Annotated in this window: 29 protein-coding genes; 4 read left to right on the top strand and 25 right to left on the bottom strand. The window is 42.8% G+C overall.

Annotated features, from left to right (window positions below; all coding sequences use genetic code 11):
* Positions 1 to 601 precede the first annotated feature (601 nt).
* From AC01GB_RS00140 to AC01GB_RS00130, 3 genes are all read left to right on the top strand, one after another.
* Entirely contained in the window at positions 602 to 751 is a 150-nt protein-coding gene (locus tag AC01GB_RS00140; protein ID WP_474449693.1) for a hypothetical protein, read from the top strand.
* Between the two features lie 62 nt (positions 752 to 813).
* A complete protein-coding gene (locus AC01GB_RS00135; protein ID WP_474449692.1) occupies positions 814 to 1,920 on the top strand; it encodes a hypothetical protein in 1,107 nt (368 codons plus the stop codon).
* Between the two features lie 7 nt (positions 1,921 to 1,927).
* Positions 1,928 to 2,416: an Rpn family recombination-promoting nuclease/putative transposase gene (locus AC01GB_RS00130; protein ID WP_474449691.1), complete on the top strand. Its 489-nt coding sequence runs from the start codon at positions 1,928 to 1,930 to the stop codon at positions 2,414 to 2,416.
* 29 nt (positions 2,417 to 2,445) lie between these two features.
* On the opposite strand, the gene AC01GB_RS00125 is transcribed toward AC01GB_RS00130, so the two are convergent.
* The 20 genes from AC01GB_RS00125 to AC01GB_RS00030 all read right to left on the bottom strand — a co-directional run bounded on the left by AC01GB_RS00125 (position 2,446) and on the right by AC01GB_RS00030 (position 20,709).
* Positions 2,446 to 3,066, bottom strand: coding sequence for a tail fiber assembly protein (locus AC01GB_RS00125; RefSeq protein WP_474449690.1), 621 nt, complete (start codon positions 3,064 to 3,066; stop codon positions 2,446 to 2,448).
* The gene (locus AC01GB_RS00120; RefSeq protein WP_474449689.1) at positions 3,066 to 4,178 is read right to left on the bottom strand and encodes a phage tail protein; all 1,113 of its coding nucleotides are present in this window, start codon (positions 4,176 to 4,178) and stop codon (positions 3,066 to 3,068) included. Before AC01GB_RS00120 ends, AC01GB_RS00125 begins: the two co-directional genes overlap by 1 nt.
* 17 nt (positions 4,179 to 4,195) lie before the next feature.
* Positions 4,196 to 4,843, bottom strand: coding sequence for a hypothetical protein (locus AC01GB_RS00115; RefSeq protein WP_474449688.1), 648 nt, complete (start codon positions 4,841 to 4,843; stop codon positions 4,196 to 4,198).
* A 2-nt stretch (positions 4,844 to 4,845) separates the two neighbouring features.
* On the bottom strand, positions 4,846 to 5,172 hold the full coding sequence (locus AC01GB_RS00110) for a hypothetical protein (protein WP_474449687.1): 327 nt from the start codon (positions 5,170 to 5,172) through the stop codon (positions 4,846 to 4,848).
* 2 nt (positions 5,173 to 5,174) lie between these two features.
* Positions 5,175 to 7,859, bottom strand: coding sequence for a phage tail tip protein J-related protein (locus AC01GB_RS00105; protein WP_474449686.1), 2,685 nt, complete (start codon positions 7,857 to 7,859; stop codon positions 5,175 to 5,177).
* Positions 7,859 to 8,257, bottom strand: a complete 399-nt coding sequence (locus AC01GB_RS00100; RefSeq protein WP_474449685.1) for a DUF6950 family protein — start codon at positions 8,255 to 8,257, stop codon at positions 7,859 to 7,861. The genes AC01GB_RS00105 and AC01GB_RS00100 overlap by 1 nt, the downstream gene beginning before the upstream one ends.
* 19 nt (positions 8,258 to 8,276) lie before the next feature.
* Positions 8,277 to 8,855: a hypothetical protein gene (locus AC01GB_RS00095; RefSeq protein ID WP_474449684.1), complete on the bottom strand. Its 579-nt coding sequence runs from the start codon at positions 8,853 to 8,855 to the stop codon at positions 8,277 to 8,279.
* Positions 8,855 to 9,451: a hypothetical protein gene (locus AC01GB_RS00090; RefSeq protein WP_474449683.1), complete on the bottom strand. Its 597-nt coding sequence runs from the start codon at positions 9,449 to 9,451 to the stop codon at positions 8,855 to 8,857. Before AC01GB_RS00090 ends, AC01GB_RS00095 begins: the two co-directional genes overlap by 1 nt.
* A 2-nt stretch (positions 9,452 to 9,453) precedes the next feature.
* The gene (locus tag AC01GB_RS00085) at positions 9,454 to 11,943 is read right to left on the bottom strand and encodes a phage tail tape measure C-terminal domain-containing protein (protein WP_474449682.1); all 2,490 of its coding nucleotides are present in this window, start codon (positions 11,941 to 11,943) and stop codon (positions 9,454 to 9,456) included.
* Between the two features lie 216 nt (positions 11,944 to 12,159).
* Positions 12,160 to 12,507, bottom strand: a complete 348-nt coding sequence (locus AC01GB_RS00080) for a phage tail protein (RefSeq protein WP_474449681.1) — start codon at positions 12,505 to 12,507, stop codon at positions 12,160 to 12,162.
* Between the two features lie 113 nt (positions 12,508 to 12,620).
* Positions 12,621 to 13,067 carry a phage tail protein gene (locus AC01GB_RS00075; protein ID WP_474449680.1) on the bottom strand — a complete coding sequence of 149 codons (447 nt, stop codon included), beginning with the start codon at positions 13,065 to 13,067 and terminating at the stop codon, positions 12,621 to 12,623.
* Positions 13,068 to 13,084: 17 nt separating this feature from the next.
* On the bottom strand, positions 13,085 to 13,498 hold the full coding sequence (locus AC01GB_RS00070; RefSeq protein ID WP_474449679.1) for an HK97-gp10 family putative phage morphogenesis protein: 414 nt from the start codon (positions 13,496 to 13,498) through the stop codon (positions 13,085 to 13,087).
* A complete protein-coding gene (locus AC01GB_RS00065) occupies positions 13,495 to 13,839 on the bottom strand; it encodes a hypothetical protein (RefSeq protein WP_474449678.1) in 345 nt (114 codons plus the stop codon). The genes AC01GB_RS00070 and AC01GB_RS00065 overlap by 4 nt, the downstream gene beginning before the upstream one ends.
* Positions 13,840 to 13,864: 25 nt before the next feature.
* Positions 13,865 to 14,197 carry a phage head closure protein gene (locus tag AC01GB_RS00060; RefSeq protein ID WP_474449677.1) on the bottom strand — a complete coding sequence of 111 codons (333 nt, stop codon included), beginning with the start codon at positions 14,195 to 14,197 and terminating at the stop codon, positions 13,865 to 13,867.
* Positions 14,194 to 14,514: a head-tail connector protein gene (locus tag AC01GB_RS00055; RefSeq protein ID WP_474449676.1), complete on the bottom strand. Its 321-nt coding sequence runs from the start codon at positions 14,512 to 14,514 to the stop codon at positions 14,194 to 14,196. The genes AC01GB_RS00060 and AC01GB_RS00055 overlap by 4 nt, the downstream gene beginning before the upstream one ends.
* Positions 14,511 to 15,407: a phage gp6-like head-tail connector protein gene (locus tag AC01GB_RS00050; RefSeq protein WP_474449675.1), complete on the bottom strand. Its 897-nt coding sequence runs from the start codon at positions 15,405 to 15,407 to the stop codon at positions 14,511 to 14,513. The genes AC01GB_RS00055 and AC01GB_RS00050 overlap by 4 nt, the downstream gene beginning before the upstream one ends.
* The gene (locus tag AC01GB_RS00045; protein WP_474449674.1) at positions 15,385 to 15,624 is read right to left on the bottom strand and encodes a hypothetical protein; all 240 of its coding nucleotides are present in this window, start codon (positions 15,622 to 15,624) and stop codon (positions 15,385 to 15,387) included. The genes AC01GB_RS00050 and AC01GB_RS00045 overlap by 23 nt, the downstream gene beginning before the upstream one ends.
* Complete coding sequence (locus AC01GB_RS00040; protein WP_474449673.1) at positions 15,621 to 17,003, bottom strand: phage portal protein; 1,383 nt, start codon at positions 17,001 to 17,003, stop codon at positions 15,621 to 15,623. Before AC01GB_RS00040 ends, AC01GB_RS00045 begins: the two co-directional genes overlap by 4 nt.
* Before the next feature lie 64 nt (positions 17,004 to 17,067).
* Positions 17,068 to 19,008, bottom strand: coding sequence for a phage major capsid protein (locus tag AC01GB_RS00035; protein WP_474449672.1), 1,941 nt, complete (start codon positions 19,006 to 19,008; stop codon positions 17,068 to 17,070).
* Between the two features lie 36 nt (positions 19,009 to 19,044).
* A complete protein-coding gene (locus AC01GB_RS00030) occupies positions 19,045 to 20,709 on the bottom strand; it encodes a terminase large subunit (RefSeq protein ID WP_474449706.1) in 1,665 nt (554 codons plus the stop codon).
* A 269-nt stretch (positions 20,710 to 20,978) separates the two neighbouring features.
* Here AC01GB_RS00030 and AC01GB_RS00025 point away from each other — a divergent pair, with 269 nt between their 5' ends.
* Positions 20,979 to 21,437 (top strand): hypothetical protein, encoded by a 459-nt coding sequence (locus AC01GB_RS00025; RefSeq protein WP_474449671.1) that lies wholly within the window; start codon positions 20,979 to 20,981, stop codon positions 21,435 to 21,437.
* A gap of 12 nt (positions 21,438 to 21,449) precedes the next feature.
* Here AC01GB_RS00025 and AC01GB_RS00020 read toward each other — a convergent pair whose 3' ends face one another.
* From AC01GB_RS00020 to AC01GB_RS00005, 5 genes are all read right to left on the bottom strand, one after another.
* A complete protein-coding gene (locus AC01GB_RS00020) occupies positions 21,450 to 21,872 on the bottom strand; it encodes a terminase small subunit (protein WP_474449670.1) in 423 nt (140 codons plus the stop codon).
* 120 nt (positions 21,873 to 21,992) lie between these two features.
* Positions 21,993 to 22,304, bottom strand: coding sequence for an HNH endonuclease (locus tag AC01GB_RS00015; protein WP_474449669.1), 312 nt, complete (start codon positions 22,302 to 22,304; stop codon positions 21,993 to 21,995).
* Entirely contained in the window at positions 22,294 to 22,680 is a 387-nt protein-coding gene (locus AC01GB_RS18055; protein WP_488656423.1) for a hypothetical protein, read from the bottom strand. The genes AC01GB_RS00015 and AC01GB_RS18055 overlap by 11 nt, the downstream gene beginning before the upstream one ends.
* A complete protein-coding gene (locus AC01GB_RS00010; RefSeq protein ID WP_474449668.1) occupies positions 22,677 to 22,958 on the bottom strand; it encodes a hypothetical protein in 282 nt (93 codons plus the stop codon). Before AC01GB_RS00010 ends, AC01GB_RS18055 begins: the two co-directional genes overlap by 4 nt.
* A complete protein-coding gene (locus tag AC01GB_RS00005) occupies positions 22,955 to 23,536 on the bottom strand; it encodes a BRO-N domain-containing protein (protein WP_474449667.1) in 582 nt (193 codons plus the stop codon). The genes AC01GB_RS00010 and AC01GB_RS00005 overlap by 4 nt, the downstream gene beginning before the upstream one ends.
* Between the last annotated feature and the right edge of the window lie 176 nt (positions 23,537 to 23,712).

Genomic DNA, 23,712 nt, shown 5'->3' with positions numbered 1-23,712 from the left:
ATTAAGAATAAATGGCGGGCTAAATATATTGCCTTATTCGTTTATGTAAATCAGCTGGAGAGATTATTCTTATACTATATCTCTTTTGTATATTTTGTTTGTATTGGACATATTTCAGCCATTGTTTTTCCTTGCGCTAATTTACCGTCTAAATTAATTGGATCTGGTAAAAACTCAGGAAAAATTTTTGTTTCAATACCTTTGCCAGTCGCTTCTTCTAATTCACTTAGAGTAACACTGCCACCACCAAACGCTAAAAAACATCCATTTTTACTTGCAGCTTATACCAAATAAGCTAACAAATAAAAACATAAAGCTTAAATATCAATTACTTAAAAATATATAGCTCATTTAATATACGCATTTACACGTAAAAACAAGCGATTTCACTCACTATAAATCAATTACTTACGGCTTATAGTGAGTTCTAATTTTAAAAAACCACTTACACTCAACCAACAACTAATAGTTAACAACTTCCTCCAACGCTGCTAATATGATGCCCGTTGGATTGGACTGTTTTTTTTGCGGTGAATAATGCTTAATGGAAATCTAAGCGACCAAAAAGCGGTTAATTCCAGAAAAGAATACCGATGTTTGGATGGCAAGGCTAGCAAACGGCACAGGCGACGCTTGGCGATTTCCAGACGGTGAAATAGTGCTTGGCTTTTTTGAGGCTGAGAAAAAAGCAAAAGAGGTGGGCGCGGTGCTTGAAGAACGGAAGAAATCCCGGTTTAGTCCGAGTCATTGAAATATGCCCCTGAGCAAGTAGGGGCGTAATGAATAAAAAATGTGAGGAAAAAAGGAGCTATTATGTCACTTTCTATTCAAGGTAATTCTTTATTCTCATTCAATAGAACGCTTAGCCATGAAGACGTTCAGCGCGCTATTAATAGCACATCAAAAGAAGAAGCTACACACGTTGGCATATGGGAAAAAATTAAAGATTGGTTTTGTGGAACCAATACAAGTGAAGCGCTGGAAAAATTTTATGTGTTAACACATGACAATGATGAACCTGATACTGAATCCATTTTAAAAAAAGTGACTGCGTTTTACCAACTTAAGGAAATGGCGTATCCCGTTTATCAGGATAGATTTCAGGCATCTATTACTCCAAACGAAGATGGTACATATACTTTTTCTTTTTCCATTAAAGATGTTATGGATGAGCGCGCATTGGTTTATGGGAACACTGAAAAAGATATTTATTCTTTAAAAAAAAGAGAATTAACTAACAGTAGTGAGTTATTAGACAACGATACTGTTATCCAAGAAGGTCTAGATGTAACTTTAAATAAAGTAAAATATGACTATAAGCAAAATGAACTGGAAGGTATTACTTCAGCAAATCAGCCAAGGGTCAGTCTGCATTTATTGGATGAAGAAACAAAGCAAGAAATGGATATTAATCAGCATTTAGCCCAAAAATGGATTTCATTACAAATGAAATGTTTTGATTATTATGCTGAACAACGTTCCTCGCTAGACTACTCTATTGATAGCTTGGATATTAGCTGTGTGATAGAAACAGAAAATGAGTGGATTTATCATTTTGCTCAATCGATTAACAAAATAAGAATAAATACACAAGAAAACCTTGCTAAAGAATTTAATAATGAGATAAAGGAATTCAAGGATTTAAATATCTATGCCAATCCTTATGAATTGAATAACGAACCTATATATTCTGAACCATATAATCAAAGAAATGAGCCTATTTATGAAAATATTCAATTTAATTCATCAAAAACTTCATCTAATAAATATTACAAAGGGCCAATAAATGGTGATATTTACGCAAAAGTAGATAAAAAAAATATTGATAAATCAGAGTTACTCAAAGAAATAGATAATTTTATTTTAGAGAATAGTGAAAACTATCCATTAGCATATCGGTATGTTGGAAAGTACGCTTAAATCTTAAATGAATAAAAAATTTACTCCAACACCACACGATGCTGTGTTTAAACAGTTTTTAAGTGAAAAAGAGACGGCAAAAGATTTCTTTGAAATCTGGCTACCAGATGAGATTAAGTCGTTGTGTGACTTAGATAGCCTCAAAGTGGAGTCAGGCTCATTTGTCGATAGTGAAATGAAAAACTACCAGAGTGATATTCTCTATTCTGTCAACACCCAACAAGGGCAGGGTTATGTCTATCTGCTGATTGAGCACCAATCCACGCCGGATAAACTGATGGCATGGAGACTTATGCGTTATTGTATGGCTGCTATGCAAAAGCATTTAGAGGCTGGACACAAAGAGTTGCCGCTGGTTTTTCCTATCCTGTTCTATTGTGGTGAGAAAAGTCCGCATTCGTATAGTACTGACTGGCTGGATTGCTTTAATGGCAGAGATATTGCCGAAAAAATCTACACCAAACCGTTTAAGCGGGTTGATGTCCAATGCTGCTAATAGGATGCCCCTTGAATGGGGCAGTTTGTTTACGCCGGTTTTTTCGGCCAGTCAATATCTGGCGCGGTGGTGGTATCAATATCATTCAGTTTCACGCTGTACATTTCCCAGGCCCGTAGCGCGGTTTTTTCACTATTGGTCGCCATCCCTAAACGTACTTTACGGTCAAGCAAGGTGATTTTTGATTCCGCTTCGTCGATTAACTGGTGTTTTGTTTGATTTACGGTGTTGATTTGGTCCGCTTTCATCGCCTGAGTATCCGTTACCCATTTTTTGCCATCCCATTTATCGAATTGTGTTGAGGGCACTAATAAAGTGAAGCCGGTTTTTATCTCGCCGGGGTAATCAACGGTATAGGAAGCACGATTGGAGGTATTGTATACCGTCTTGCCGCGGTGGTCTGGCACGTATCGCCACTGGGTGCCGTCAGCACTGCGAACAACAGCAATGTCGTCATTATCGGGAAGCTCTGGCGCATCGATATACGAATATTGGCTGACACTAACCCCTTTGTACACTAATTCCATTGTCGCGCCAAAATATTCATACGGCGGTTCATGACTCGACATATAGGTTTTTATCCAGCCTCGGTTTTTAGCGAAACCGTTTTCATCGATTTCCGCTTTGGGTATTTCTGTACTGTATTTCACTATGCAGCCCTCACTATGTATAAAAATGCGATATTTCGTGGTCGGTTTTCGTGTGCGGTGGGGACAACACGAGAAGGATCAAAAGACGTGATGGCACCCCAATCATCATTACCCCCGCCAGCGACTTTTGCGTTGAAAGTCTTGTCTATTCTAAAGGCACCGTCCTCGCCAACAGGAGGCCAATTCCACCCGCGGCGCACATAGCCAATACGTCCGGTGATATTGCGTATAGCGTCCCCTTGATTGCTTAGTACTTTTCTATCTGGGTCAGCGTGTCCGTCTAAATCCAGACCTCGAATAAATTCACCGCACAAATTCGGCAATATCCCAGAAGGATAGGCTTGAGCTAACTGGGGATAGTCGACTGTCGTGAACGTCTGACCTCGGCACACAAAGTACCCATCCGGTGCGGTGGCGTGTGGCCAAGGAATCGGCGCGCCAACCGGATAATTGTTAATCGCGTCAACATCCGCGGTTAATGCCAGTGTGCCCTTTCTGTTGTATGGAATATCAAGTTTGCCATGCTCTCCATAGGCTAAATACGCACTATCAGGAGAAGTTTGAAGCGCGCACACAACACCATCTTTTCTTTCTATCATCAGGCCGGAGTAGTCTTTGCCACTTTTGATACCGATATTGCCGGTTCTGAGTACTTCCTGTGAATTTTTCTTGGCAAAAATATCAGTATCGGCTTTGCCTTTTACTAATTCCTGCAATGCCTTAATCGATTCAAGTTTAACCACTTTGCCACTCGGTAAAGTGAGTTCAACAACACCGTTTTCCCCCATCCAGGTATCCATGTTTTGCAGAAAGTAGAGGATGTAAGTGTTAGCTGCAACCAGTGCTCTTGCAGCGTCAGAATTATTATTTGGCTCAGTGAGATTAATGGTATAAGGGGTATCTGTTGCTGAAAATGTTGCTTCTTCAGCAAGAGCTAATTCCGTATTACTGTTAACCGCTTTAATCATGTAGGGATAGTTTATATCGCCATTTTTGATAAGCATTAACATACCCGCTGATACCAGTGGGTTATTACTGTTCCATTTTGTGCCCGTGCCTTTGACAATAGCTGACCCTGACACTATTGTTACTGTGCCTGTGTTGTATAACATGATAACTTCCTAAAAGTTTACTTCCATCTCGGATAAGCGTCTGGCGCATAGGCCAGAAGTGCCCCAAAATTATTAACGTAACCCCAATCTTTACGCCCATAGCCAGGACATGTCCATTTAGTGATTGCTACAATGCCATCACTTGAAACGCCATGTCCCCAAATTTCCGCTACGGCTTCATTAGCGGGTTGATATACCGTATTAATATAAACTAAAGCCATTTGGTCTATATGTCCTTCATTTGGGAAAGGCCCAGTTAAGACATCAGCTATTTTTAAGGGTAAATTGTTGGAGCTATAAAATAATCCCCCTTTTTCATTGTAAATTTTCAAATAAGCTTTTTCATTCGCATCAGATAGAAGTTGAGGCCGGTAGATATAAACATTCGTCGTATTATGTCCACGAACAGCAAAGGTATCCCCTTTTTTTAACGCCTCAGTATAGGTTAGATAATGATAATTACCTTCCTTACGTGCGTTTCTATGAAAAACAAGATATTGATTTAAAATATCGGGATGTTTTACCTTGTATACCAGGTTTTTAAATCCTCCTACGTTAGGATCTGGCGTGCCTTCTTTACTGCAATCGATTAATCGTTCCAGAACATAAGTTAATGAAGAAAAAAGGCCAAGTTCAGAACCATTGATTTTGATCGTGGGTTTCATATTTAAATACCATAGCGTGTCAATTTAAATACATGAATGACGGGAATTGTTGAAGACCTGGTGAAAAAATCGGTATATTCCCAAGTGACGGTATTACCCTTGATTTCAACGTTTTCAATAGTCGGATAACGATTGTTACCCAATTCAATATCGATACGGGGGATCGCAATGATTTTCCCTCCCCCTTCAAGAAAACGTGAATCAAACTGGAAACCCGTCTTTTTGAAATCAACCTGTTCTGAATGAATAACATAGCCAAATGATTGTAAAATGTTGTCTATCTCGCCTCCAGCATGATAGATCTTAAAAACGGGGAGAAAGAATTTCATATTCACTCCAAAGCAATTTCAATTCTAACTTGTCCGTCTGCATCAAAAAGACGTAACCCGGTGCCATCAAATGTAAACCTGCTACCTTTGGCATTCGAATTCATTTCAAACCTGTTATTTTTCACATCCAGGATAAAACCCGATTTCGCAGGCTCATAGTGTTCAGACTGAACTTTATCAACAACGATGACGCTATTTAGCCAGGCTTCGTTGATCAGGGCTTCATTGATATACGCACGCCCCTCCTGCATATACATAAACAGCGCCATTTTGCCATTAATGGGATTGTAAAACGCAAATTGTTGCGCGTTAAATCCCATCGTCGAAGTCACTTTTCCCTTTTTTAATTCAGCACCAATAACCAGCCCTGTGTCGTAAGAAACTCCATCATAAACAATCTTGACGAGATTCGTAAAAGTTGCAGAGGCCTCGCCCTTCTTCAGGTCATACTTTGCCTGTAGCGAATTTTGTGCTGCCACCCAGGACTTATCCGCTGTCGCTCTGACCTGACGGATAGATTCGGCCAAGGCTTTGGTCTCGGTTACCACATAATTGTCAACCCTGACAATTTCGGCTTTCATCTTGCCGTTTTGGCGAATGAAATACTGTGTATTGCCGTTAAGCCCCTTCGCGTTTTCCAGTATTGCTTCTGTGCTGCTGTCTATTCCTTTTTTTAACTGCTTAATCGCTTCTGTGTCGTTAACTTTTTTATCAATCTCATCTAAAATATCCGCTGGAAGACTTTCAGGTATGCCAGATGCCTCGACAAACGCTGATTTGCCATAACTGTTTATCGTACGAATATAGAAGGAATATTCATGGCCCACCTTAAGGTTTTCCTGTGTCCAGAACTGCCCTTGCCCTACCTTGGTTGCGTAATTTATCACTGCATTTTCTGAGGTATCCGCCAGCCTTTTTTCACTAAACCAGAATTCAAAGGTACTGCCATAGGCTGCGGAGTCACCCAGTCTTGGTGCGGCGGTCAATGAAAACATGCCGCCCGTAATATCAACACGGATTGGTGGGGGTGGCGCTTCAATTGAAAAATCCTGTATTGTGGGCTGTGAAATCGCCCCCGCCGCGTTAACCGCTCTGACTTCAACACGATAAGTCCCTCTTGGCAAACCCGCAATATCAACTCTTTCACCGGGCACCTGAATGGTTTGGATCGTTTTTCCGTTTTCCAGGATATTGATGGCATTGTGCCGTACATCTGCTGCTGTGTTTTTCCAGCTCAAATAACCTTGTACGACATCACCCATATTAATCGGCATAAAGGCAAGATTAATCGGTGGGGCAACGCCGCCCGTTGGCAGCACGGTAAAAGGCGGTCTTTCAAACGACTTACCCATAATATCTTCGTAGATATGAGCCCCGTCTTCCTCTAATAAAATTTCCACGCCTTCCTGTGGATGGAATTTCCATTCTGCCACTCGAAATTCAAGTGCTTTTATCCCCAGATTAGGTAAATCAAGTAATACCACATCGCCAGGACGGTAAGCGTAGCCATCTAAATTTAAGGTTAACTGGACACGTCTACCCGCCCGTTTCTTTCGTAAATACAGATTAGCTAACCGTTTCGCCTGATAGGGACTGCTGACAAATCGATAATCGATATTTTCCTTAATCTCCAGCCCATCTTCTTCTACCCATTTATCAATAACAATTGGACTAAAATCCGTTTTAGTATATTTCTGCTCCGCATCAATAAACGTACCGTAAAGGGCATTCGTCGCATCACTTAGCGGTAACTCTGGCGTAATATTCACGGTATCAATGATTTGGTGTGGTTCAATTCTAAGCGTCGCCGGCCCACGATAAGCCCACATTAATATGCCGTGTTGACCCGCAATGTATGTCGGCTCGGCACCAATACAACGGTGCATATGTTCAAGGACCGATGCGGGCGACTCTGATAAATCATAGGCACCATTTAACGTATAACGTGGCTCAGATTTACTCTCTGGTGTAGTAACCGATTCATCACATAAATTCGCGGCAATTTTAAAGGCGTTGAAATCTATATCGCTATCTGGCACCTTCAAATAACTACGGTAATAGTCTAAAATGACCAGCGCACCGTTATTGCTCCAGGTGGTTTTATTGGACCGAGGGTCAAAAATCTCTTTTCCCCAGACTTCCACTTTGATATTGGGTATACCGTGCGGATATTTTTCTGCATCGTAAGTCAGGGTAAATCTGAGCCACGCCAGACCTTTCCCAATCATATCCTTTTTCCAGCCTGGCGCTTCCTTTAACAAAAAAGGGTCGGGATCGATTCGGTCGTTATGTAGCTCGTAACTCGCTGTATTACCAAACGAGCCGATTAACTCATCATTAAACCAGATATTACCAATGCGGCTGATTTTGTGTGCAGCCAGCGCAATAGTCAAATGCAGTGTTTCATTAATACCTTTACGCCCTTTTTTTGTTTCGGCAAAAAAGAGCAAACCTGAACACACGGTTTTACCAACAATGACCACTTCTGAAGCAACTGACGAGCGTAATATCTGTTTTCGTTCAGCCTGATCACGATAGCCATCAAGTGGCTTTTCCTGAAACAGTAATGAACCCGTGGCCTGAACGGCAAGCCCTGCGGCAATTAACGCAAGACCCCAACCGCCCGTTAGCACGGTTCCTGTTATCATCAGTGCTGCGCTAGCAATGTTTGTAACTGTCTTGCCCATTACTCAGTTCTCCATGCCATGATAGGAATTTTATCAACCGGTCTTGCCCCTACCCCGGTTACTACCCAAATCCTGTTTGCCCATAAGACACCCAGTGTTAACCCTTCATCGCCATCAAACATCACCACATCGCCACGCCCTGCCTGTTTAACCGGAATAGTGTTGAAAAAACGGCACACTCCTTGTTGCAAATCACCAAAATCATTTTTTAATACCCGTAATGCCCCCGCTTTTGAACAATAACGCCCTCTAATTTCTAAACACGGATCAAAGTCACAAACGGCAATCACGCAGTTAGCCGTAAACAGGCAACAGTCATGTTCGCCCCATGAAAAAGGGCGACTCATCGCCGCCCTTAGGGTATCTGGTAGTCTGGTTGCCCAGTTTCGATGTCGCATTATACCTCTGTGAAAATCGTTATTTATACACCAAAGCGGGCGCATCTTTCTTACCGCCCCAGTAAATTGCCCGCTCGGCCATTTGCGTCACATACCTGAACACACGGTCATTTTTCCGCTTACGCCACGACTCATCCGTAAATCTGTCCGGTAAACCCATTGACCAGCGTTCAAACCGGTTTGATACGGTAACCGCAACCACATTTTCTTCGCCCGTCGTTACACCGATAGTTGAAATTTGACCGGCAAATATAATCTCAGCAACTTCCGGGTTTCCTGCTTTGTTAATAGCAACCAGCATTAATCGTACATTTCGCCCCCTGCTACGCTCATTCATCACATCGCCAATCAGCAGAGAGTCAAAGCCAGAGAGAGATAATATCAATTGCTGCGGGCTGGTGTTATTTTGTTCCTTAACCTGTTCAACTTTACCAAACTGCCCAACCCCCTGATAAAGTTTACCCGCAATAACTAAATCACCCACTCCAGTATGCGCACGCGTCACACCGGATTTTAAATCCAGGCTAGCGGCGATAACAAGCTCATGACTGTCATTTATCGCTTTTACCATTTTATTTGAGAACGGATGGTAGAGCATCAGTAAAGCACCTCCTCAAATGCCAGCGTAACCGAAGAAAATACGCCAGGACGATACTGGAAATTGCCCTGGTCATTCGTGGTGAGTTTAAAAATACCAAACGGAGAAAGGGTTTCCAGTTTATCATTAACTGTTGGCGAATAACGCAGCATCGGTGAAATAGGAATTGTCGCGTTTCCATTTACATCACTTGTAACGTTATCTATGGCCATTTTAAGCTCATTGTTAACCGTCAGATAATCGCCTTTTCGCAGCACAATTGAATCGGCATCCCAACCCCGTGTTTGAAGTATCCCGCCTGTTTGATTAGCAACACTAATTGCGGGTTTGCCTCTGCCCGTTAAGCCTTTTCGTATCCAGTTATGGATTTTTATCCGACCGCTTTCACCATCAAGTTCCGCCGTGAGGGCTTCAAGCACTCGCGACTTATTCTCCGTCAGATTGTTAAAGGTTAAGGTACACCGCCAGCGACTTCCCGGAAAACGCACCGTCTGAAGACTGCCGGTAAACATCGAGGTGAATGTTTTACTGTTACTGACCAGCTGCCAGTGCATTGATGAGGGCCCAATATTATTCGGCCATTCAATTACCGCCATGATTAGCCTCCCAGTAGTCTTCGTATCCGTCCATTGGTCGCAAAATCACGCTGTATTCGCGCAAGGGCATCATCAGCACCCAGCCTTGCCCCCCGCAGGAGCGCTTCCTCCAGCGCTTTATCACCATTGCCGGTTACATTTATCTCCTGATGAATATGAATATCAGTAATACCCTGTGTCTCCGATGAACCGCCTGCGGACCTGACGCCCAGTGAACCATCAGAACCTCGCGCTAACGGCATAATCGCTTCTGGACCTGCTTCACCCATTAACCCCATTCCTTTCGCAAAAGGGAAAAAAGTCGGCGAATTGACGACGGTATTACGATGGGCACTTAAACCCGGCGAATTGTAAACACCACCTTGCGCATTACCAAACAGAAAGCCCCCAAATGAAGTCCCTTTTGTACCCCTTTCAAGCGATCTAAAAATCATCATTTTAACGGTCATGCGGGTAATATCATTCACCACCGACTGCGCAAAATCAGCAAAATTGAACTTTCCCGTCGTAACAAAATCCGCTAAGGTATTTGACATACCCTCGAAGGCGTTTTTTGTCGCATTTCTAACATTTTCAAACATATTAGTCGCTTCATTTTCAAAATCCTTAAATCCCTGCTGAAATCCCCCTTTTATATCTTTTCTTTTTGCGGCTTCTTCACCTTTTTTATTGGCTTCTTCAATACTTTTCACAATAAGGTCATTCAGTGTTTTTTGGTCTTCAAGCTGCTTCTCGATAACAGCATTACTTTTTAACTGTGCTTTAATCTGTTCTCGGGACGCCAGTATACTTTGCTGCTGGGCGCTTAACGTCTGACCTTTCCACGATGCCAGCTCAATTTCAAAAGCAATGAGCTGCTTTTGGGAAACGGTCATCTTATCGGTATATCGTAACTGCGCCTGCAATGAAATCGTTTCTTTTTCTAATTGCCCTAATCGCTGTTGACCGTAATCCATTCGGGTAGCAGGTTTTTTAACGGCAGCTTCTGTTGCCGCTTTAATGTACTGCTTTTGCTTTTTTATCGCTTCTGCCTGTTGCTCAGTGAGCTCATTGACCGTTTTTTGTTGGGCTTTCTGCTGTTCCTTTCGCTGGTCAAGATACGCCTTGTAATAAGTATTCCCAAACGCAAGCCCCAGTATCATCGATTTCTCGGCTTCAAAATTCAGTTTACGCAGGGGTTCAGAAGCCAGCTTCGCTTTAGTCTCAAGCGCTTCAAGCGCAGATTGCCATAATAGCGTGCCCGCAGCGGCTTTATTGCCGGCTTTAACGTAAGCCACAACCTGATCAACCACGGTTTTATTAAGCACAACACCCACATCCGTCAGGCTTTTCATCGCGGTGATCGCATCCGTTTCCACAAGGGCAAAAGCGCTCGTAATATCCTTCACCTTGAAGCCCGCTTCACCGGCTTTCATCGTGACCTGTGCAAGCTGCTGCGCTATTGAGCCCACAAATCCCGCATTTGCGACTGCAGTAACGGCTTCAAACGCCGCTTTTGTTCCACCCATTTCGTCCGCGATTTTTCGATAATGATCCGCTGTCGCGATACCCACTAAACCTGTGTGCGCGATGGCTTCATTAAAACTTTTTGTTTGCGCTTCGGTTTCCTTAAACTTTGAGTGCAGATAAAATATAGCACCCGCCGCCGCCATTAATCCAGCATTGACTGGACCGCCCATCAGGTTAACCAGATTATGGAAGCCGCTAGCTACGCCTCCCGTGATGCGCTGCAATTTAGTTAATTCTGTATTTGCAACAGCAAGTTGCTGCCTGGCCACGACTAACTGTTTTGTGCCCGTCACTTCCGCTGTCTGTGCCGCCGTCAGTTTCGCCGACGCCGACGCCGCTTTTTGACTTGCGGCCACCTCGGCAAGATTAGCTTCAGCAATCGCTCTGGCATTGGCCGCATGTTGTGCCGCATGAGTCTTTTCAATGGCGGCCACGTTAAGCCCATGTTGCTCACTAACCGCCCGCAGCTTTTCAAGATGTTCATCTGACAAAAAGGCCTGTTCACGTTGTGCCATCGCCTGCGCTTTCATTGCCTGAGCCGTTTTAAGTCCCTGCTGTGCCCTGACTTTATCTGCTTTAGCCGCCTCAACAGCAGCTTGCGCATAATCTACTGCGCTCTGCGCTGCCTCTTTAACCACCCGCTGTTGAATATCAAAAGAGGGATCATTGGCCGCCCCAAAAAGACGTTCAAAGGCGGGAACCAAGGCCTTTGAAATCGTACTGACGGCAACATTACTGCCAGAAACCAGTTCAGTCAGAACATGATGCAGTTGACCAAAGCCTTTAGCTGCCTGACCGCTCGATTGCTGTGCCTGTGTGGCCATTTGCTTAATGGCGCCCGCACTCGCATTGGAACTTATTTCAACCTGCCGCGTCAGTTTACGGGATCCCTTCTCGGCCACGTTGTAAGCATCGGTTATCTGTGATTTGAAACTGGCGGCATTCAGATGTAATGCCACCGCTAAACTTGCTACATCAGCCATTTAAAATCCTCATGATAGCATTACATTGCCTGTTATCATCATCATGTTCAATCCATTTAGGCGTGGTTTTGCCAACTTTTTCGACTTCCGTCTCTAACAGAAAAAACGCCTGCCAGTACGTTAATATCTCAGCCGGTAACGAAGCAATTTTGCGCGGATCGGGCTCACCCCACCTGTCGGCAAGCTGAAAAACAAAGTGTAAGCGGGATGAGTCTGTTAGTTTTTTTTAGCCGTGTCCAGATTGCCATAGCTGAACTGTTGAACACATTTAAGCGCTTCAATCAGTGAGAAGGTGGATTTGGTAGCAATTAATTCCTCTGCAGTAGGTAATTCTCCCGCAGGGAAAGCTTGTCCGGCTTTATCGGATAGCGCTTGCAAAATAAGCTTTGCCCCCGCAAGGCTGGCCTGGGTATTAGAACCATTCTCCTGTGCCTGCTTTAACGCCTGCTCGTATTCGTCAAGTTCCGCAATCGTTAAGCGACGAAGATGCACTTCAGTACCAAATATAACCTGTTTTTCAACATGGACATCCGGGGCCAATAGACGTGATTTTAATGATGACATTTAGTTTCCTGTTTTTTTCCGCAGCGTTAACATATTTCGACATTTCAGCGGACAAAGTTTTAATCCGACTGTCAATTTCTCCCAAAATTTTAAGGAGTACATCAAAACCATCATTAACTCGCCATTCCCCAGACCAGCTTATTCTGTTTACCTTTGACGGTGATCTGGACCACTTCACTTGCGGGCGCATTAAGATCATTCATCTCCCAACCTGACAATGCCAGAATCATGGTTGCCGTCCGTTTGTTTTTCAGCTCAATATAAAACTGAACGGTTTCCCGGTTCTGTGCCGCATTTAAAAAAGCGGTAAAATCTGCATTTTTCGGATTGTCAACAAAACCCAGTGTCTTTTCAGGGCCTTCCGGCAAATCCGATATGTATTGTTTGTGGCTATCCAGCAATGTAGTACAATCTATAAAGCTACCGGTTAACCCTGTTGCACCTACGGCTCTACAATTGGCCAGCGGTTTCATTTTGTCAACGGGATCACCCGGTTGACCAAATTTAACCACGGTATCAGTAGGCAACATGGCGTATTCGGGGGATGTTTTGTCTGGCATGGGGATACTCCTGTTAATTAACGGATGTTTTCAATGTTCGCCCGGATTTGTTCCGCCAGTGTATTGAGTACAAACTGACGGTTAAAATCGAGAGCTGGACGGATAAAGGGGTGCGGGATTTGTTTTACCGTACCAAATTCCTGCGCACGCGCTTTCATTACATGTTTTTTTGAAGGGCCCACCCTAACGGTCATGACGGTTTGCGTATTCTCTTCATTCATTCTGTCTGTTGTACGTATTTTTATACTCTCCCGCATATGTTCACGCTGACTTGTCACATCAAATCCCACATGCGCTTTCATATCGTCAAGCACTGGTTTCATCACTTCACGGCCCGCTTTTCGCAGAATTTTAGTTGTGATTTCCTCTCCCAGTTTGTTCAATTCGTACTCCAGTTCCCTTAAGCCTTTCACTTCAAGGCGTATTCTCATTTTGCATCCTCCGCATAGGTCAGAATAAAATCCCGTCCAATCCGGTATATTTTCCGGTTAGCGGTCTGCTCGGTCATATCCTGCCAGAAATTATCACGTTCAACGTGTTGTACCGGATAATCACCTAAGTAACCGTGTTCAATATTTTCCCATTCATCCCGGATTTTATCGCTCAATGACAGGGCTTTTAGATAATCGTCCATGAGCTGAACCGTGATCTGAAATCGCGCCTGTACCAGCCTGGTTTTTGCCAGACCAGTCATGATTTTCGGATCACTGATACGCTGATAAATTACACCCTCAAGATTGATTACGGGAAGTTGAAGGGGAAAAGCGTCCAATCCCGTAATCCGCCTTAAATCTTTCTCAATATCCTCTTCTATCATGTCTCACATCCGCTTCAGTTGTGATAAGCAGTCGATCAGGCTGATTTCTGTCAACCGAACGCACGGTAAATCGCCGTTGTCGATAGTCTATCAACCAGTCGATATCAACATCCGTTCGTGGCCTAAGTGTGAAACGCGTTTTTTCGATAACCTGTTGTTGATCAGCCGTACGGATTTTATTATTCGAAATCGCTTCAACTTTTGCCCAGACATCAGCCACTTTTTCAATCATCACTTTTTCAGTGCCAAGTGGCTGGCGAATGATTTTAGGTCGACATAACGTGATACGTTTTGTTAAATCCCCTGCTTTCATACAATCACCGGTTTGTGTAGTGAATTAATGAGGGCTTTGACCGGATAGGGTAACTCGCCTTTTGGGTACAATCCTTTATCGGCCCCGTCAGGATCGCGGTATAGGATACCGGTCAGAATCATGACCGCGCTTTTGACGCGATAAAAATCAGGAGAGTCTGTTATTTCCTTTTTATCATTTTTTTGTAGCCAGTCATCGACAAAATCCAGTACGGCCGCCGTTGAACTGTTAATCTTTAATTGCAGGTCAGCATCTAAAACATCGTGATCAATACGCAAATGTGACTTGATTTCTTCCAGCGTCACGACTTCTATCATCTTATATCCCTCCCATCACGACCCCGTTTCACGATTAAAGTCCACCCTTTTGAGCTATGTTCTCCAGGCTTGTCTTTGGTCGCTTCATCACAGTGCCAGAGTGAACCTCCCCAGGTGACAATATCCCCGTTTTGATACGTTGATCCAACGCGATAAACACCACAATAAATCATCGCCGGAATAACATGCTTATGGGTTTTAACCTCTCCGTTGGTCATCTCCGTGTGCAGCAATACGGTTCGGGCGTCTTTCATTTCAGTACGTAAGTCATAATATCCGTTAAAAATACATTCCCAACCGTGCATACCGGTAGTTTGCTGAAAAGCCCGCCAGACGCCACCCTTGCATATAGCAAACGTCCCGCGCGAATAGCTTTTTGATTCATCAATACCCGGGAGGAATTCAATCTGTAATGCGTCTTTTCCGTCTTCAGGTTTTGGCATCAACGGCAAGAGTTTTCGGGCAACTTCTTCCGGATCAGCATCTTTGCCATTTTCTGGTTTAGGGAAATCATCAAATATCATCTGAATACCCTGTTTTATCAACGGTTCAACTTCCTCCAGTGTTACACTCTTCCCGTCTTCAGGTTTTGGCATCAGTGGCAGGAGTTTTTCGACGACTTTTTCCACATCAGCATCCTTACCATCTCTTGGCTTGGGAAAAGCATCAAATATCTTCTGAATACCCTGTTTTATCAACGGTTCAATTTCCTTCAGTGTTACACTCTTCCCGTCTTCAGGTTTTGGTAATTTATCGACAGCATCGGCAATTAAGGTGTTAATATCAGACTGTTCAGGTACCGGTAACGATTGCACTATGTTGGCTAATTTTTCGTTTATCGATATCTCAATATCCGATAGCGAAATTTGATTAACCAGTTTTATTTCCCTCAAGAACGGTTGTTTTTATCTTTTCCGCTAAAACCTGCTCATCAAGGCGATTTTTTTCCTGATTTTCTGCCGCTATCGCTTTTTTCAGGTTCAATATTTTTTCATCATGGTCTTTTTTAAGACTATCAATTTCACGGTTAAACGTGTTTTCAAGCCGGATTAACTCTTCTTTAACGGTTTCGCCAATTAACTTTACCAGCGACAATTCTCTTTCGTTCATGGTGAAAACATTCCTTTGAGAATAGATTTATAGGTGCGCTGCTCACTCTCTATTAATGCTTTTGGTTTCTTCTCTGCGCTCTCCGTGGCGTATTTTTTAGGTTTCAGGTTGTTATCACGTCGCGAAAGCGCCGCTAAACTATAGTTTTGCTGCTGCGCATACGGTGTATCACCTCCCTCAACAGGCGGTAAATTTTCTTTTTTTCTGGCTTCATTCGGTGCAAACCACCCCCCTTTTATCGCATCATTGTAGGCTTTAAACCGGGTAGAGGTGTCCATCCTTAACAGCGCATTTAAATCAAACTCAATCCTGCGCCCCTCGCCAAGTTCTAATCCTTCGGCCAGTAACGTTTCAATCGCTTCAATGTGGGTCTGCACGCATTGGGAATAATACTGCTGGTCAAGCGCTTCAACATTGTTGTACGACGGCACTTCACCTAACCCTATCTTGAATAACGGGACATGATAGACGGAACAGCAAATCTCCGCGGTTAACCCGAGTTGCTCTGCAGCCTGGGCATCAACAGGGCTAACGATGCTCGGGTTGTATCTCGCTCCTTCTGGCAATATCGCTGTTCTGCCGACATTTTTGCCACCATAACTGGTTTCCCAGTCCGCCCGCAATGTACAAAGGGTCTCTGGACTGATGTCGCCAGGGAGTTCAATTACTCCACTGGGTTTCCCGCCATTAATGAATAATCGGGTGGACTGTTTCATGATCGCCCTACCCTGGGCGGACGCCATCGCACACGCGTAAATAGGCGGTACGCCGATTAAAGGATGATACAGACAGTTAAACCGGTCATGGATCATTTCACAGGCAGGGATTGTCACCGAATCCTTGATACCCGCCACATTGTCTATCGAAAGTTTATAAAAAACTTCACCCTCATCACTGACAAGCGGGGTTATCCGGCCAGGATCTAGAACATGAAGTGACTTGACTTTTCCCGATTGCGTTCTTCGCTTGAAAATATAAGCATTTCCGGTAGAAAGTTTTGAATTTAGCCAGTTTTCAAAAAACTGATGACGGTTCTGTAATTTATTTGGCCGGATGAGAACAGGCTCTGTCTTTTTCACATCAAGCCAGATACCCGTACTATCCCGTTTTTTTAATCGCAACGGCAATTTTGAAATATCAGAGGCAATTAATGTAATACAGGCAAAAACAGGATGAAAAGCGAGGACATCCTCCCGGCTTAACTTGACATCGGTATCTTGTTGCCAGGCGCCCGGAAATAATTCTCGTATCAACGTAACCCCTCCTCCTACGCTGCTGGAGAACCAACGACGCACAAGGCGGCCTGTTTTTTTCATCATCAACATAATTTTTCCGTTGCGATTAATGCATAAAAAAAGGGCAAAATGCCCTTGACTCATGGTTTTTATTGCCGTTAATACAACTTTTTGCTTTTACTCGCCTTTATAGTTGTATTATCCGCGGTTAGGACTTTAGGCTGGCTGGCTTTATCGTTGTCTTGTAATTCACTTTGGACACATATGCTACAGCCTCCGCACGACGTTTTTTCCAGTTGATGAATCGCTCCGCGCGGATCGCTACGCTGTTGGTTTGAAACATGGAAACCAGTTGTGCCCCTGTAGAAATTTTACTGTTATTGGTTGGAGCATCCTCCATCTGTAATGATGCTTCACGACTTGCATCAATAACGACCTGCCCGTCGTCAGCCAGATAAATATCTGAAGAATTCACCAGAATAAGCTTATCGTCCACATATTGCGAAACAATCGCGGGTAAACCCTGGAAAGTGCCACCTAATAAAGTTAATTCAGGATACACTTTTTGGCCTAATGGGTTTTTCATTTTTGACAATGTCAGTGCTGTCATCGATGACATAATCCACACGCCATTTGTTGGTGTGAGATTGGCTTTCATGAATGCTTCAAACAGTAATTCAACATCTGCCTCAGGGTCGCCCGTTGAGGTTATGGCTGTGACCGCGTTGGTGATGGAGGCCGGCGATACATCTGCTACTTCTGCTTTTGCAGGATCGATAAAATCGGTATCAATCCGCTCAATGATAGCAGCCGCTAAAGCATTACGAACCAGCGTATCTGCAGCAGGATTACTAAATCGTACCAATTCATCGGTTAAAACAGCAATATTCGCCACTTTGGCAAACCCGAGTTTTACCGATTCAAAATCAAATTTTGTCAGCGGTTTTGGTGCGCCCTGCCCAACCCAGTAACCCTTACCTCCGCTTACCTGACCGGATACCCGAATGTTGAAAGGAACCTTGAACAAAGAAGGGATATTTCCGCTGCCAAATTGACCAATAATTGTTTTAGGGCGCAGGAATTCAATAAAATCACCGGCGAAATTCTGATATTCAACCAGTGCACCCGCCCATTTGAGATCGGTTGTTGTACCCGCACTTACGGCCGATTTTAATACATTCTGGAGTCGGGGTTGTTCAGGGTATTTTGATTTGGCAATTTCTAACGCCTGATTAACATTACCTTTTGCTGACGCCAGGCATTTTACATAACGGGCAAATTCAATGCCGGGAGCTAATTGTTCATCGGCTTTCACAACCCCTGCTCGACTGCGCGCCGCATCCAAAAAAGATTTTTCAGTGCTAATGGGTTTGGCCGTTTTGATCTGAGTCTCTTCCATCTCGCGCAATCGGGATAAATGCGCATCCACCGATTTTATTTCAGCGGTCAGGTTATCATAGTTTTCAGATTCCTCCGCGTCCAAAGTGCGGCCCTCTTCAGCAGCCTTGTTCATGATATCTAAACGGCCGGCATCGTTGGCAGCACGTTTCGCTTCGAACGATTTGATCTGTTCGCTAGTGGTCATTTTATTTACCTCTTGGGTTGAATTAATGTCTGCTGAAACGCCAGCTTTAGATTGTTTTAAATGGATAACTTGCCTTGTGCCAGACGCGGCGGGCGATTTAGATAATGATTTGATAGTCTGAATACTACAGTCGCTGTTCGCGGGTATCGTTACGGCGGAGAGTTCTAACCACTGCCATTTGGTGAAGTTAACACCGCCATCGTCAATAAAAGCGTATTCTATCGGCTTAAATCCGATGGACAGACCTTTTACCAGTCCCAATTTTATTGATGCCCACGCTTCCTCAAGCCTTTCGGCTAACTGTAAAGGGTAGGCGACCTTAATCAGTTTTGCCTTTACCTCAATGCCATTGCCAGTGACTTTTGCCGCTGTCACTTCACCAATAGGCTCTTCCGCGTTGTGCTGCCACAAAAGCGGAACAGGCAGGGTAAACACACCACCTTCCGGACTGATGATATCCCCTTCGTTATCCGCAGAGGGGGTAGTCGCCAGCCCGGTGATTTCCCTTTTTTCCTCATTGACCCATTTAATCGTCAACAGACTATAGGAACGTTGATTTTGCATGAAAACTCCGATAAAAAAACCGCTATTTTGCGGCGTTCAGATAAAATAAACCTTGTATTCTTTCTGGGTAGGTTCCGGGTTTAACGCCATCAGGGAAATCGCATTAAACAGCGCCATTAACGGATCAATTTTAGATCGGCCGCTAACCTGTTTGGTGATCAATATCGCATTGCCTCTGGGTTCGACACGGGCATTACTGACACACCAGTTCATTAATGACTGTTCGGCGTGAACAAGCGCGCCTTCCGCTAATTTCCGCTCTGTTGTCTGTATCGCACCCCCTAAACGCCAACCCTGAGATATCCCAACAATTTTATCCTGATCTATGCCACGCTGAACTATTTCATCCAGTAGCCCGCCGATACCCGCCGGATCGATGCCGATTTTATCGAGTAATCTGGCCTTATCAATCCGCTCAATGATATCAGCAAGTGTTTTGGTATCATCCCCAACGTGTTTAACCAGCGTGAAATCGCCCTCTTTTTCAAAATCAAGCAATGTTGACGCTTCACTTTTTCGACGCTCAAGAACGGACGTATGTCCCCATGCATGGACCCAGGACAACCATTGACGGGTTTGTTTGCAACGGCCAACCACCGTTAATCCGAGTAAATCGTCAAGCCCACCACCGTCAATCCCTACCGTAACCACCTCCGATCGTTCAAGCAGGGTGTCAAATGTCACTGACCTGTCAGCCTGTTGTGCCCAAAAATCCGCCCCAGCCCAGCGATCAGATCGTAACGCCAATCCGATTTCAACATTCGCGTGTTTGGCTAAAAAACCGCGAAATGAGGCCTCACCGCTTTCTTTTGCCTTTTGGTATTCTCTTTCTAAGAAAGCCTTATCAACGGAATAGCCCAAATTCGGGTTAACCATTGCAATATTCTCAAGCAAAAGATGCTCTCCCTTTTCTACCATCTCAGTAGGGTGTTCAAAAATAACGGGTAAAAAATGTGGATCATGTATTTTTCCGTCTCTAACATCACGGGCGTACTGTAATTTCTGTTTGAATACACCGGAAGGAGGTTCATTCGATTGTGTTGTTGTATAAATCACAAAACCTTCCGGACGTGACGCTAGCCCACCAATCGCCTCACGTAACATATCTTCCGCTTTATCCTGTTTACCGAATAGCCATAACTCATCAATGAGGGTGCCTACCGATTTAATACCTGAAACCGTATTAGGATCAGCAGCGACAACCTTTAACGTTGTGTTGGTGTTGCGATGCGTAATCGTTCTGATATGTGTTTGGACTTGAAGAAGATCATTTAAATCATCCTCATATCTGACCATATCCCTCGCTGGATTAAAGGCATTATTCGCCACTTCGACTGTCGGCGCAATAATGGTATAGCCAGCCGCCTCTCGCCAATTAAGCAATAAGGCCGTCATCATGATTCCAGCGGCTAACGTTGATTTACTATTTTTTTTGGGGATCAATATAAAAACTTCGGTGATATACCTTCTACCCGTTTTTACATTATAAGAGCCAAACAGTGCCGCAACTAAATCAAACACCCATTGAGCGCAGGATTCACCAAATGTAGGACTATTTGGTGCATCAACAATCTTTAACTGTTTAAAAATATCAAGGGCTTGCTCGGCCTGTTCAGGGTAAATAGGCTTAGGAATGATTGATATCCCCTGTTTTATACGCTCAGCCCAATCTTTACAAGCGGTTGACCATTGTTCCATAATTTTCAAACCTTGTTTTCACTTAATCAACCGCATTTAAGTTATTAATGCCTGATTATTTAGCCACTTCAGGCAGCAGTGGCTTCATCGTTCCCCAACGAATGAAATCATGTATAATCAATTAACCCCAACGAACTGAAAAGGATCAAATATGCTAGATTTTTGTCATTTTTATCTTAAATGTTATCGCGATTTATCTGATGATTTTGAAGAGAAACAAATGCCTAAAAAGCCCAGACCAAAACCTAAACCAAATTAAAAGAGGTAACACTATGAACCGTCATAATATAATTTTTGATATTAATTATTCTTATTATTTAGAAGAAATGTTTAGCACCTTAACGGGACGTATAGATAAATTGATATCTGTGATTTTGTTTATATTGGGTGGTTCAGTTTTTACCCCTTTTTCCAATTTGCTTTTATTTGGTGCCTTTGTTTCATGCCTTTCTGCCATTCAGTATTTCTACAAATACGCTAAACATTCATGTTTTTCAAACATACAGGCCAAGAAATATTTGGCATTAATTTATAATGAATCAACCTTAAGTGATGATGAATTACATCAGAAATTTAATGAATTACAAAAATCAGATACTAAATGCTATGGCATTCTTGCTAATGCAGCTTATAAAAGGACATCAATTAAACTTGGGTTGGATGATCACACCAAGTTAACTAAACTTGAATCGATTCTTGCATGGTTTGCCGGTGATTTGCCTAAATCCTAAGTAATTTCCTTTTTAATGTTTCAATGATGGTGTAGGTAAAGCTGCAAATCGATTAACCGCTTGCGCTTTTTCTACCTTCAGTTGCTTTTTACCCGGATCGTCGAGTTTTCTGTGAATATACGGCGCTAATTTAGACGCAGCGTCTAATGCCAACTTTGGATCGTTAGTAATGTTGCTAACCATGATTAACGTCATCACTTTAATCGGGTCGTTCAACTCTTCATCGGGTAGGGTGTCTTTTGTATCAGGAGAACAATTAAGGTTAATACCCCCTGTTAACCTTTCAAGGTATATAATGACGTCTTGATCTTTGGCTAATTGACTACCTTTTACTTTTGCCGTTTTTTCACTGTAACCCGCGTCAATAGCGGCTTCTCGCTGATTTTTACCAGCATGTAAAGCCTCTGCAAATTTCTTTTTTTGTATCGTTAGCATATTAATTTTTCAGGCAAGGTTAACTTCTTCAAAATGGGAATTTTTTCTCTGAATGAGAGAACGGGAGGTTTTTTAAAGTAGGGCGGTTAACTTTTTGACCTCCTCCCCCCCTGTTTTGTATTAAAAACAGGGGCTTGTTAAATCCCTTTTTGTTTTTCGTTGATGACAACCGTCTTCGCCTATGCAAAGGATTTGACAGTTCTCGATGATATCAGCACCCCCTTTGAACAACGGGATGATATGATCAAGCTCAAATCCTGATGGGTAATCGACCAGACGACCACACACCGCGCAGTGCGGGTTGTCTTTCCATATGTTAAGTCGACGCTTTTGCAATTGATACCCAGTAATACGTCGATTGCTAACATGATAGGGTTTAATAGCCGTGTTATTTAATATCATTAATTTTGGCTTTAACATGTTAAGTTTCATTTATTTTCTCTTTAAGGAACAAGATGCTGATTTTAACTATGATCATGCTAATTAAATAAATAATACTGGTTACTATCCAGTCGCAGTAAGCAAGGATGATAAAATTAATGATAGCTAAACTTCTGTTTAATCCTTTAATTGATTTTGTTTTATCATTAAAGTTCTTAACATATCTGATGACTTCTTCTTTAATACTTTCTCTCGGTAAATTCAAAATTAATATATGAAATAAAGAACCCGACAGAAATAAGATAATTAAACACCAGATTAAAACCACACCAACATTGAAAAAAGGATTACTTTTAACAAAAATCCCAGAAAAAATTAGTAATGAAATGATTAAATACAAAAGATGAGACTTAATATAATCTTTCATTTTAAGTAGCCAAATAACAAACCAAAAATAAAGAGTACGACCGGATAAACAATCCAATCATATTCATATAAATATTCAAACTTGACATCCTCCCCCACCTTCGCACTTCGTTTAGCCTGATTGAGACAATCCGATATCATCTTGCCTCTTCTGCTAGCTGGCTGTTTGCGGTAATAGCGGATCGCTTCACTTGTTGCCATTGCTGCTATTGATGAAGAAAAGCCGAGCTTTAATAACTCGGCCTTGATATTGATTTCGATGAATTGTTCGGGGGTCATGCTTGACTTTCTCCATTTGCAGGGGCTTCAAATCCAGGCAGCGTTAGTTGAGAAAGTGACAAAATGGTTTTCTCAGCTTTACGTAATTTCTTTAAATGACGCTTACGTAAATTCATTAAGTCGCTTCCTTTTCTACCAAAATTGTCAAATGACCATTTATCCGCCGCAACCAATCTATTTTGCATTTCGCCAATCGTTAATGATTTCAATCCTTCCATATCTAACAGAGCAAGATTGGCTGGTTGGCTTTCTTTTTCCGCTAAATCCAGTAACCACTTACGGAGTGCTTTAGCGACTTTGGTTTTAGATAACATTCCAATAAGATGAGCACCACGAACAGAATAAATTCTAATCTTTTTATAGCATAACTCATTGTTTTCATTACTCTCGGTCAAATTGACCGTCCCTGACATCTCATTAGTAAACTCATCTTTATTCCTGTTGAAAATGCGAGTAATAGAAGATTCGTCCTTGTATTCTAGTAAGATAGATAGCTGTTTATTAGTGAACCAGATTTTTCCGTCACCGTTATTAAAGGGAACAATATTGTGGGTTTTAAATGTTAATACATGATTCATGATGTCTTCCTTACTTAGGTAATGAACCTTTGCCACATAGGAAATCAGCCCATCGAAGTGACATCAGCAAAACTGATTACCTCAAAGGCTCATTCCTAAATAACGGGTTCGATGTTTGGATTAGTTGCGCATGTGGGACGCAATGATTATTAAGATTTGAATGTGCCAATGACCGA

It is taken from the genome of Candidatus Arsenophonus phytopathogenicus (assembly GCF_056113345.1).
The sequence above is the reverse complement of the archived record's forward strand: the minus strand, read 5'-3'. Positions and strand labels throughout refer to the sequence as shown.

Bases quoted from the DNA above. Each gene is read 5' to 3' on its own strand.
- AC01GB_RS00140 (WP_474449693.1), top strand. From the start codon at position 602: ATGGCAAGGCTAGCAAACGGCACAGGCGACGCTTGGCGATTTCCAGAC.
- AC01GB_RS00135 (WP_474449692.1), top strand. From the start codon at position 814: ATGTCACTTTCTATTCAAGGTAATTCTTTATTCTCATTCAATAGAACG.
- AC01GB_RS00130 (WP_474449691.1), top strand. From the start codon at position 1,928: ATGAATAAAAAATTTACTCCAACACCACACGATGCTGTGTTTAAACAG.
- AC01GB_RS00120 (WP_474449689.1), bottom strand. From the start codon at position 4,178: ATGTTATACAACACAGGCACAGTAACAATAGTGTCAGGGTCAGCTATT.
- AC01GB_RS00115 (WP_474449688.1), bottom strand. From the start codon at position 4,843: ATGAAACCCACGATCAAAATCAATGGTTCTGAACTTGGCCTTTTTTCT.
- AC01GB_RS00110 (WP_474449687.1), bottom strand. From the start codon at position 5,172: ATGAAATTCTTTCTCCCCGTTTTTAAGATCTATCATGCTGGAGGCGAG.
- AC01GB_RS00105 (WP_474449686.1), bottom strand. From the start codon at position 7,859: ATGGGCAAGACAGTTACAAACATTGCTAGCGCAGCACTGATGATAACA.
- AC01GB_RS00100 (WP_474449685.1), bottom strand. From the start codon at position 8,257: ATGCGACATCGAAACTGGGCAACCAGACTACCAGATACCCTAAGGGCG.
- AC01GB_RS00095 (WP_474449684.1), bottom strand. From the start codon at position 8,855: ATGCTCTACCATCCGTTCTCAAATAAAATGGTAAAAGCGATAAATGAC.
- AC01GB_RS00090 (WP_474449683.1), bottom strand. From the start codon at position 9,451: ATGGCGGTAATTGAATGGCCGAATAATATTGGGCCCTCATCAATGCAC.
- AC01GB_RS00085 (WP_474449682.1), bottom strand. From the start codon at position 11,943: ATGGCTGATGTAGCAAGTTTAGCGGTGGCATTACATCTGAATGCCGCC.
- AC01GB_RS00080 (WP_474449681.1), bottom strand. From the start codon at position 12,507: ATGTCATCATTAAAATCACGTCTATTGGCCCCGGATGTCCATGTTGAA.
- AC01GB_RS00075 (WP_474449680.1), bottom strand. From the start codon at position 13,067: ATGCCAGACAAAACATCCCCCGAATACGCCATGTTGCCTACTGATACC.
- AC01GB_RS00070 (WP_474449679.1), bottom strand. From the start codon at position 13,498: ATGAGAATACGCCTTGAAGTGAAAGGCTTAAGGGAACTGGAGTACGAA.
- AC01GB_RS00060 (WP_474449677.1), bottom strand. From the start codon at position 14,197: ATGAAAGCAGGGGATTTAACAAAACGTATCACGTTATGTCGACCTAAA.
- AC01GB_RS00055 (WP_474449676.1), bottom strand. From the start codon at position 14,514: ATGATAGAAGTCGTGACGCTGGAAGAAATCAAGTCACATTTGCGTATT.
- AC01GB_RS00045 (WP_474449674.1), bottom strand. From the start codon at position 15,624: ATGAACGAAAGAGAATTGTCGCTGGTAAAGTTAATTGGCGAAACCGTT.
- AC01GB_RS00040 (WP_474449673.1), bottom strand. From the start codon at position 17,003: ATGAGTCAAGGGCATTTTGCCCTTTTTTTATGCATTAATCGCAACGGA.
- AC01GB_RS00035 (WP_474449672.1), bottom strand. From the start codon at position 19,008: ATGCAAAATCAACGTTCCTATAGTCTGTTGACGATTAAATGGGTCAAT.
- AC01GB_RS00025 (WP_474449671.1), top strand. From the start codon at position 20,979: ATGAACCGTCATAATATAATTTTTGATATTAATTATTCTTATTATTTA.
- AC01GB_RS00020 (WP_474449670.1), bottom strand. From the start codon at position 21,872: ATGCTAACGATACAAAAAAAGAAATTTGCAGAGGCTTTACATGCTGGT.
- AC01GB_RS00015 (WP_474449669.1), bottom strand. From the start codon at position 22,304: ATGAAACTTAACATGTTAAAGCCAAAATTAATGATATTAAATAACACG.
- AC01GB_RS18055 (WP_488656423.1), bottom strand. From the start codon at position 22,680: ATGAAAGATTATATTAAGTCTCATCTTTTGTATTTAATCATTTCATTA.
- AC01GB_RS00010 (WP_474449668.1), bottom strand. From the start codon at position 22,958: ATGACCCCCGAACAATTCATCGAAATCAATATCAAGGCCGAGTTATTA.
- AC01GB_RS00005 (WP_474449667.1), bottom strand. From the start codon at position 23,536: ATGAATCATGTATTAACATTTAAAACCCACAATATTGTTCCCTTTAAT.